This is a genomic window from Pseudomonas borbori (assembly GCF_900115555.1).
In the GTDB taxonomy this organism is placed as follows: Bacteria; Pseudomonadota; Gammaproteobacteria; order Pseudomonadales; family Pseudomonadaceae; genus Aquipseudomonas; species Aquipseudomonas borbori.
Genome location: NZ_FOWX01000009.1, coordinates 169293 through 178847 on the forward strand (window position 1 = coordinate 169293; position 9555 = coordinate 178847).

The following is a 9555-nucleotide window of genomic DNA, read 5'->3' on the forward strand; positions in this document are numbered from 1 at the left end:
CTATGGCGAAATCTGTCGTTCGGGGCTCGCTTCCAGGCCAAAGCCACAGCTGGCACAGAAAGCCGCCAGGTAGTCGATAAGGGCCTGCACCTTGCGCGTGGCCCGGCGATGGCTGGGGTAGACGGCGAGGATCAGCGGGCCGAAGGCGTCCGGGTCGAAGTCGTAGTCGGCCATCACCCGGAGCAATTGGCCGGTCTCCAGGTAGGGTTTGACGCTCCACAACGGGCAGGCGTGCAGGCCTGCACCGAGCAGGGTGTTGGCCAGCAGCAGGTCGTAGTTGTCGCTCTCCAGGCGCGCCTGCGGCCTGGCCATGCGCAGGCGTACGCCGTTGTGCGCCAGCCACCAGTAGCTCTGATCCAGTGCCGGGTGGTGGTAGATCAGCCACTGGTGGCGCGCGAAGGTCGTCGGGCTGACCGGCGTCGGGTTGGCCGCCAGGTAGGCCGGACTGGCGCACAGCACGATCTGGTTGCGCCCCAGCGGTTTGGCGATCAGCCCCGGCAGGTCGCTGCGGCCCTCGCGCAAAGCCAGGTCATAGCCGCCCTCGGCCAGGTCGATGAAGGCGTCGCACAGGTCCACACGCAGGCGGATCTGTGGATGTTCGGCGAGAAAACCGGCGCAGGCTTCATCGAGAAACGCCCGGCCAAATGCCAGTGGCGCGGTCAGCCTGAGGTTGCCGTGCAGGCCGTGCTTGAGCTGGCCGATCTCCTCGCCGGCGTCATGCAGGCGCTGCAGCACCTGGCGGGCGGTGTCCAGATACAGCCGGCCGGCCTCGGTCAGCGCGGTGCGCCGGGTGCTGCGCTCGAATAGTTGCGCGCCCAGTTCAGCTTCCAGATGGCTGACCGCCTTGGTCAGGGCCGAAGGCGTCTTGCCCAGCTGTTCGGCCGCCCGGCTGAAGCTGCCGTGCTCGGCGGTGGCGACAAACATGCTCAGGGCGCTGAGTTTGTCCATGGGTTTTTCCTGTGTGGCAAAAATGTTTTGCTCGATAGCGGTGTTCTGCCGCTGTATATCCGCCGCTAGTCTCGTGGCCAGACCAATAAAAACCAGAGGCTGCTGCGATGCAACGATTAATTCCAAGCCTGTTGGCCGGGGTGCTGACTTTTTCCTCGATGGAAGCCATGGCCGCCGCCGATCTGCTGTTGTTCAACGGCAAGGTGTTCACCGCCGAACCCGGCCAGCCCCTGGTTCAGGCGGTGGCGGTGGCCAATGGCAAGATCCTCAGAGTCGGCAGTGATGCCGAGGTGAAGGCCCTGGCCGACGCCGATACGCAACTGATCGACCTGGCCGGCAAGGTGCTGATGCCGGGCATGATCGACAGCCACAGCCACCCGATCATGGGCGCCATGGCCAGCCTGCGGGCCAACCTGTATGACGAGGTGCTGGCGCTGGACGCGCTGGAGCAGTGGATCCTCGAACAGGATCGGGCCGGCACCGCGCGCATGGGCGACCTGATCGTGATTTCCGGGGTCAGTTCGGCTTACTGGGAGCAGAGCGCCGGGCTGGGCAAGATCTTCAACCAGGGCCGTTGGCTCGAGCTGCCACTGGTGCTGGACGGCATCGACGGCCACACCGGCTGGGCCAACGCGGCCATGCTCAGGCGCCTGAACATCGATGCCGAGCTGGTGCGTGGCCTGTCGGACAAGGAGCGCGGCTTTATCGCTCACGATGGCGACTTCAACCCCACCGGCTATCTGGCGGAAAGCGGTTGGGACCGGGTGCGCAGTCAGTATCCCGCCCCCAGCGAAGCCGAGATGCTCGACGCCGCCCGCGAGGCGGTGAAGGTCAACAACCGGGTCGGGGTTACCGCCTGGATGGATGCGGCGGCCAATGCCGGTGACGGTGACAGCCTGTTCGAACTGCGCCCCACCGAGCAGAGCCTGGGCGTGCTGCCGCTGTACCGCGCACTGGCCGAGCAGGGTGAACTCAGCGCCCACGTCGCCGCGCTGCTGGTCACTCACCCGCAAAGCCGGCCGGCCGACCTGCAGGTACTGGACAAGGTCATGCGCCAGTTCCAGGGCGTGCCCAACCTGAGCTTCCCGGGGATCAAGATCTTCGCCGATGGGGTGATGGAGTTTCCCGGCCAGACCGCTGCGGTGCTCGACCCGTTCACCAACAGCCTCAAGCGCGGCGAGCTGCTGATCGACCCGGCCAGCTTCGGCGAGCTGGTGGCGGCGGCCGAACGGCGTGACTGGATCGTGCATGTGCATGCGGTGGGCGACCGCGCGGTGCGTGAAGCGCTGAACGGCTTCGAGGCGGCGCGCCAGCTCGAGCCGACGCCGGTGCCGCACAGCATCAGCCACCTGCAGATGGTCAATCCCAAGGAATTCCCGCGCTTCCGGCAGCTCGGCGTGATTGCCTCCATGCAACTGCTCTGGGCCACCGCCGAGAGCTATACCGAAGAGCTGGTCAAACCCTACGTCAGCGCCGCCGCCTACCACTACCAGTACCCGGCGCGCTCGCTGCACCAGGCGGGGGCGACCATCGCCGGCGCCAGCGACTGGCCGGTGTCCAGTCCCAATCCGTGGAATGCCATCGCCCAGGCCAGCACCCGCAAGGGGCCGCTCGGGGTGCTCAACGCCAAGGAAAGCATCGACCGGCAGACCATGTTCCAGGCCTACACCCTCAATGCGGCCAAGGCCCTGCGCCTGGACGGCCGGATCGGTTCCCTGGCACCGGGCAAGCAGGCCGATCTGATCGTGCTGGACCGCGACGTGTTCGAGGTCAGCGACGAGCAACTGTTCGACACCCGGGTGCTGCAGGCCTTCTTCGCCGGCCAGTTGGTGTACAGCGCCGAGCCGGGCAAGACGGTCGCGCAGGCGCAATAAGCCTCCCCCCGAGCAACCTTGCTGCCCCGTCCAGCCGTAGCTGCTCCCCGTTGCGGCTGGGGCCGGGCGCAGCCTTAAGCGTCACCCTATAACAACAAGGAAATTCCATGCGCCCTTCAGCCGCGTTCTTTCTGGCCAGCCTGGCCCTGGCTCCGTTCGGCAATCTGCAGGCCATCGAACTGAGCGAGCAGTTCTCCTTGGCGATCACCCCGCAAGTGCTCAGCGACTACCGCTCCAGCGGCATCTCGCAAACCCTGGGCGACCCCGCTGCGCAGCTGGACCTGATGCTGACCCATGCCAGCGGCCTGTACGCCGGCGTCTGGACCAGCAACGTCGACTACGGCCATGACTGGGAAAAGGACGACCACTACGGCACCCGTCAGGAAGTCGACTACTACGCCGGCTACTACTGGCAGATCAGCGACGCCGTCAGTCTGGATGCCTACTACAACAGGTACAGCTACCCGGGCGAGAGTCAGTTCAACGGTGCCGACGTCTACCTGACCCTGGATGCCTACGGCTTCTTCGTCGGCGGCAAGCACTCCGATGACACCGACGAGAGCAGCGCCAGCCTGTACGCCGGCTACCGCACCCTGTTGCCGCTGGATATCGGCCTGGAGCTGAGGTTCGAGAACGTCGACTACAAGGACAAGGTGTTCTTCAACAAGGACTGGAGCCACGGCGAGGAGGACTACAACAACTGGAGCCTCGGCCTGCAGCGGGACATGCTCGGCGTGACCTGGGGCCTGAGCTATGTCGATACCGACCTGTCGGATGCCGAGTGCCTGAGTTTCAGCGGTTACGACGACCTCTGCGCCGCCACCCTGGTCGCCAGCGCGAAAAAGACCTTCTGATACCCGCACGCAAGGACAGAATCATGAACGCCATGAAATTCCCTGCTCTGTTCACCGCAGTCGGTCTGCTGCTGGCGGACCAGGCGGCGGCGCAAGACGTCGTCAATATCTACAACTGGACCGATTACATCGCCGAGGACACCCTCGCCGAGTTCCAGCAGGCCAGCGGCATCAAGCCGGTCTACGACGTGTTCGATTCCAACGAAACCCTCGAGGGCAAGCTGTTGGCCGGCAATTCCGGCTACGACGTGGTGGTGCCGAGCAACCACTTCCTCGGCCGGCAGATCAGGGCCGGGGTGTTCCAGAAGCTGGACCGGGCGCGCCTGCCGCACTGGAACAACCTCGACCCGCAGCTGCTCGAGCGCCTGCAGGCCAACGACCCGGGCAACCAGTACGCCGTGCCCTACCTGTGGGGCACCAACGGCATCGGCTACAACGTGGCGAAGGTCCGCGAGGTGCTGGGTATCGAGCGGATCGAGTCGTGGGGCGTGCTGTTCGAGCCGGAGAACCTGGCGAAGTTGCAGGCATGCGGCGTCTCCTTCATGGACTCGGCCGACGAAATCTACCCGGCCATGCTCAACTACCTGGGGCTGGATCCCAACAGTACGCGGATCAAGGACTACAAGGATGCCGAGCGCAAGTTGCAGGCATTGCGCCCGCACATCACCTACTTCCACTCATCGCGCTACATCTCCGACCTGGCCAACGGCAATATCTGCATCGCCTTCGGCTATTCGGGGGATGTGTTCCAGGCCATCAGCCGTGCCGAAGAGGCGGGCAACGGCATCGAGCTGGCGTACGTGGTGCCCCGTGAGGGCGGCAACCTCTGGTTCGACATGCTGACCATCCCGAGCGACGCGAAGAACGTCGAACAGGCCCATGTCTTTATCGACTACCTGCTGCAACCGCAGGTGATCGCCGACGTCAGCGAGTATGTCGGCTACGCCAACGCCAATGCCCAGGCCGATGCGCTGATGGATGAGGCGATCCGGCAGAACCCCTCGGTCTACCCGTCCGCTGCCGTCCAGCAACGGCTGTATGTCTCCTCGGAGCAACCGCCTGAAATCATGCGCTGGATCACCCGCTCCTGGAACAAGCTCAAGTCCGGCCGCTGATTCGCGCCGCGGCGTGACGGTGCACAGCCTGGCGCTCGCGCTGCTATCGGCCGCAAGCGACAGATAGACCTGCTCCACGGCGGCTGATAGTGGTAAAGTCGCGCGCAATTCCCGTGTGTTGCCGGCCGGCAAGACTGGCCTGATGCAGGCTTGGGTCAAAGCCGCACGCACGGTTCTTGGGAGTTCTCGATCAGGAGTGATCTGAGGCCACCCGACTTTACCGGCGGCCACGTCTGGTAGCTGGTCTGAATTTTACTGTGCGCTTCCTTCAGCTTTATATTTTGCTGCGCAGCCAATGTTCCAGACCCGCCCACTGGCGCGTCGCACCTTTGAGATAGCCGTCCTCCATGTTTGGTTCCAACGACGACAAGCAGACCCCCGCACCCGGCGCCACGCCCGTTGTGCCGCCATCCGCCGAGAAAGCCGCGGAGAAGAAAGACCTGTTCGGCTGGTTGCGCAAGAAGCCGCAGGAGCCGGCCAGTAGCCCGGCTCCTGAAGCGCCGCCCGCGCAAACCGTCGAGGCTCCGGCAGTGGTGGTCGAGCAGGTGGCGCCACCGGCCGAGCCCGCAGCACCGGCGCCCGCGTCTGCGCCCGAGCCGCAGCAGGCGCCGCGGCCTTCGCGCTTTCGCATCAATGCCGGCAGTGAAGTGCTGCATCCCGTCATACATGTACCTGAGCCCGAACCGCCTGTGCCGGCCGCGCCGATTGTGGTCGAGACCCCGGTGGCTGAAGTGCAGGTCGAGCAGAACAAGCCGGGGGATAACCAGGGCGGCTGGTTCGCCCGCCTCAAGCTGGGCCTGTCGAAGACCAGCGCCAGCCTGGGCGAGGGCATGGCCAGCCTGTTCCTCGGCAAGAAGGCGATCGACGACGACCTGCTCGAGGAAATCGAGACCCGCCTGCTCACCGCCGACGTCGGCGTCGAGGCCACCAACCTGATCATCCGGAGCCTGACCCAGAAGGTCGCGCGCAAGCAGCTGACCGACAGCGGCGCGCTGTACCAGGCGTTGCAGGACGAACTGACCGCGCTGCTCAAGCCGGTCGAGCAGCCGCTACGTGTGGATTCGACCAAGCAGCCCTATGTGATTCTGGTGGTCGGCGTGAACGGCGCCGGCAAGACCACCACCATCGGCAAGCTGGCGAAAAAGCTGGAGCAGGACGGCAAGAAGGTCATGCTGGCCGCCGGCGACACCTTCCGCGCCGCCGCCGTCGAGCAGTTGCAGGTGTGGGGCGAGCGCAACCGGATACCGGTAATCGCCCAGCACACCGGCGCCGACTCGGCGTCGGTGATCTTCGATGCGGTACAGGCGGCCAGGGCCCGCGGCATGGATGTGCTGATCGCCGACACGGCCGGGCGTCTGCACACCAAAGACAACCTGATGGAAGAGCTGAAGAAGGTCCGCCGGGTCATCGGCAAGCTGGACGACAGCGCGCCCCACGAGGTGCTGCTGGTGCTGGATGCCGGCACCGGGCAGAACGCGATCAACCAGGCCAAGCAGTTCAACCAGACGGTGAACTTGACCGGGCTGGTCCTGACCAAGCTGGACGGTACCGCCAAGGGCGGGGTGATCTTCGCCCTGGCCAAGCAGTTCGGCCTGCCGATCCGCTATATCGGCGTCGGCGAAGGCATCGACGATCTGCGCACCTTCGAGGCCAACGCCTTTGTCCAGGCGCTGTTCCAGTCCAGGGAGGCGTAATGATCAAGTTCGAGCAGGTCGGTAAACGTTACCCCAACGGGCACGTCGGGCTGCACGAGTTGAGCTTTCGCGTGCGCCGCGGCGAGTTTCTGTTCGTTACCGGCCACTCCGGCGCCGGCAAGAGCACCCTGTTGCGCCTGCTGCTGGCGATGGAGCGGCCGACCAGCGGCAAGCTGCTGCTGGCCGGCCAGGACCTGGGGCAGATCAGCAATGCGCAGATTCCTTTTCTGCGTCGGCAGATCGGCGTGGTGTTCCAGAACCACCAGCTGCTGTTCGACCGCAGCGTGTTCGACAACGTCGCCCTGCCGCTGCAGATCCTCGGCCTGTCCAAGGTGGAGATCGGCAAGCGCGTCGGCGCCGCTCTCGAGCGGGTGTCGCTGGCGGACAAGGCCGAGCAATTCCCCAGTGAACTGTCCACCGGCCAGCAGCAGCGCGTCGGCATCGCCCGCGCGGTGGTGCACCGCCCGGCCCTGCTGCTCGCCGATGAGCCGACCGGCAACCTCGATCCGCGCCTGGCCGCGGAGATCATGGGGGTGTTCGAGGACATCAACCGCCTCGGCACCAGCGTGCTGATCGCCAGTCACGACCTGGCGCTGATCGCGCGCATGCGCCACCGCATGCTGACCCTGCAACGCGGCCGCCTGATCGGCGACGGGGAGGCGGTCTGATGAGTGCGACCCGGATTCCGCCACCGCAACCGGCGCAACGCGTCGGCGCCGCGCCGAAAAAACACGAAGCAAAAACCCCGAGCGAAGAACCGGACTTCCGCAGCCAGCTCGACGCCTGGCTGGAGAGCCACCGCGCCAGCCTGGTCGACAGCCTGCGCCGCCTGGCCAAGCAGCCGATCGGCAGCTTCTTCACCTGCCTGGTGATGGCCGTGGCCCTGAGCTTGCCGATGGGCCTGGCCCTGCTGCTGGACAACGTCGAGCGTCTCGGCGGTTCCTGGCAGCGCGCCGCGCAGATCTCCCTGTTCCTCCAGATCGACGCCAGCGAGGCCGAAGGCCAGGCGTTGCGCGAGCAGATCGGCGCGATGGACGAGGTCGCCGAGGCCGAATGGATCAGCCGCGAACAGGCCCTGGACGAGTTTCAGCAACAGTCGGGACTGGGCGAGGCGCTCAAGGAGCTGCCGGACAATCCCTTGCCGGGCGTGGTGCTGGTGACACCCAGGGAAATCGACAAGGTCACCCTGGAGGCCCTGCGCCTGCGGCTGGCCGAGTTGCCCAAGGTGCAGCAGGCACAGCTCGACCTGCTCTGGGTCGAGCGGCTGACGGCGATTCTCAACCTGGGCGACCGTTTCGTCTTCGGCCTGAGCCTGCTGCTGGTGATGGCCCTGCTGCTGGTGATCGGCAATACCATCCGCCTGCACATCGAGAACCGGCGTACCGAGATCGAGGTGATCAAGCTGGTCGGCGGCACCGACAGCTATGTGCGCCGGCCCTTCCTCTATATGGGCGCGCTCTATGGCTTGGGCGCCGGGCTGCTGGCCTGGCTGCTGCTGGCCTATGGCCTGGGCTGGCTGAACGCCGCGGTGATCCGCCTGGCCGGGCTCTACGGCAGCGACTTCGCCCTGGCCGGCGTGCCGGCAGGCGACGGCCTGTCCTTGCTGCTCGGCGCGGTGCTGCTAGGCTATATCGGCGCCTGGCTGGCGGTGGCCCGGCACCTCAACGAATTACAGCCTAGATAGCTAAGTTATTGTTTTTATTGATATTGACTATGTGTAAGGGAACTTGTAGAAGCGTTCCTAGTCGTATTGCTCAGTGTTACACTGCGCTCGATTCGTGAGTCGGAGGAATCCAATGTCCACTTCTTTGCAACCTGTTCATGCTTTAGTCCCGGGCGCCAACCTGGAGGCTTACGTGCATGCGGTCAACTGCATTCCGCTGTTGACCCCCGAGCAGGAACGCGAGCTGGCCGAGAGTCTCTATTACCAGCAGGACCTCGAAGCCGCTCGGCAAATGGTGCTCGCCCATCTGCGCTTTGTCGTGCATATAGCCCGCAGCTATTCCGGTTATGGCCTGGCCCAGGCCGACCTGATCCAGGAAGGCAATGTCGGCCTGATGAAGGCGGTCAAGCGTTTCAACCCGGAAATGGGTGTGCGCCTGGTGTCCTTCGCCGTGCACTGGATCCGGGCCGAGATCCACGAGTTCATCCTGCGCAACTGGCGCATCGTCAAGGTCGCCACCACCAAGGCGCAGCGCAAACTGTTCTTCAACCTGCGCAGCCAGAAGAAGCGTCTGGCCTGGCTGAACAACGAGGAAGTGCACGCCGTGGCGGAAAGCCTGGGCGTCGAGCCGCGCGAAGTGCGCGAGATGGAAAGCCGTCTGACCGGCCATGACATGGCCTTCGATCCGGCCAACGATGCCGATGACGACAGCGCCTTCCAGTCGCCCGCCCAGTACCTGGAAGATCACCGTTACGACCCGGCGCGTCAGCTCGAGGCCTCGGACTGGAGCGACAGCTCCGCCGCCAACCTGCATGAGGCCCTGGACGGACTCGACGAGCGCAGTCGCGACATCCTCTACCAGCGCTGGCTGGCCGAGGAAAAAGCCACGCTGCACGAGCTGGCCGCCAAGTACAACGTCTCCGCCGAGCGCATCCGCCAGCTGGAGAAAAGCGCGATGAACAAGCTCAAGGGCTCGATCGCCGCGTAGTTAACCCCCTGCCCGAACAAGCCGCACCCAGGTGCGGCTTTTTTTTGGTGCGCCAGGCATGGCGCGTTGTGCGTAAGCGCAACCAGTTTGGCTGTGGTGGCCACGCTGGTGACTTGGAGGTGAAAGTCCTCTACACACCCGGCAAGGGGAAGTGTTAGCTGAACGGCAAGGGTGTCGTGGGTGACTGCGAATCTGAAGGAAGCCGAAGGCAAAATGTTGGCCTGACGAACAGGAAGCGGATAGAGGCGGCGCAGCGGGGTAAGAAGGCCAGTATCTTCAAAGCCCGATACTTGCACGGAACGCTGCGACGTAGATCCGACAGGCATAAGCAGGAAGGTCGCGCGAATTACCTTGGGAGATCTGTGCACCTGCCATTGGCTACCGGCATCGCAAGATGGCGGGATGGGTGAGCAGAAGTC

Annotated in this window: 8 protein-coding genes; 7 read left to right on the forward strand and 1 reads right to left on the reverse strand. The window is 64.8% G+C overall.

All coding sequences use genetic code 11. The annotated features are described in order from the left end of the window. Complete coding sequence (locus tag BM315_RS09220) at positions 1-948, reverse strand: LysR family transcriptional regulator (RefSeq protein ID WP_090500107.1); 948 nt, start codon at positions 946-948, stop codon at positions 1-3. A gap of 107 nt (positions 949-1055) precedes the next feature. Here BM315_RS09220 and BM315_RS09225 point away from each other — a divergent pair, with 107 nt between their 5' ends. The 7 genes from BM315_RS09225 (at position 1056) to rpoH (ending at position 9136) form a co-directional block, all read left to right on the forward strand. Next, the gene (locus BM315_RS09225) at positions 1056-2822 is read left to right on the forward strand and encodes an amidohydrolase (RefSeq protein ID WP_090500109.1); all 1767 of its coding nucleotides are present in this window, start codon (positions 1056-1058) and stop codon (positions 2820-2822) included. Positions 2823-2929: 107 nt separating this feature from the next. Then, on the forward strand, positions 2930-3676 hold the full coding sequence (locus BM315_RS09230) for a TorF family putative porin (protein ID WP_090500112.1): 747 nt from the start codon (positions 2930-2932) through the stop codon (positions 3674-3676). Between the two features lie 32 nt (positions 3677-3708). After that, positions 3709-4791 (forward strand): polyamine ABC transporter substrate-binding protein, encoded by a 1083-nt coding sequence (locus tag BM315_RS09235; protein WP_090500146.1) that lies wholly within the window; start codon positions 3709-3711, stop codon positions 4789-4791. A 347-nt stretch (positions 4792-5138) separates the two neighbouring features. After that, on the forward strand, positions 5139-6485 hold the full coding sequence (gene ftsY, locus BM315_RS09240) for a signal recognition particle-docking protein FtsY (protein ID WP_090500114.1): 1347 nt from the start codon (positions 5139-5141) through the stop codon (positions 6483-6485). Beyond that, positions 6485-7153, forward strand: a complete 669-nt coding sequence (ftsE, locus tag BM315_RS09245; protein WP_090500116.1) for a cell division ATP-binding protein FtsE — start codon at positions 6485-6487, stop codon at positions 7151-7153. Before ftsY ends, ftsE begins: the two co-directional genes overlap by 1 nt. After that, a complete protein-coding gene (ftsX, locus tag BM315_RS09250; RefSeq protein ID WP_090500117.1) occupies positions 7153-8169 on the forward strand; it encodes a permease-like cell division protein FtsX in 1017 nt (338 codons plus the stop codon). The genes ftsE and ftsX overlap by 1 nt, the downstream gene beginning before the upstream one ends. A 112-nt stretch (positions 8170-8281) precedes the next feature. After that, the gene (gene rpoH, locus BM315_RS09255) at positions 8282-9136 is read left to right on the forward strand and encodes an RNA polymerase sigma factor RpoH (RefSeq protein ID WP_090500119.1); all 855 of its coding nucleotides are present in this window, start codon (positions 8282-8284) and stop codon (positions 9134-9136) included. Positions 9137-9555 lie beyond the last annotated feature (419 nt).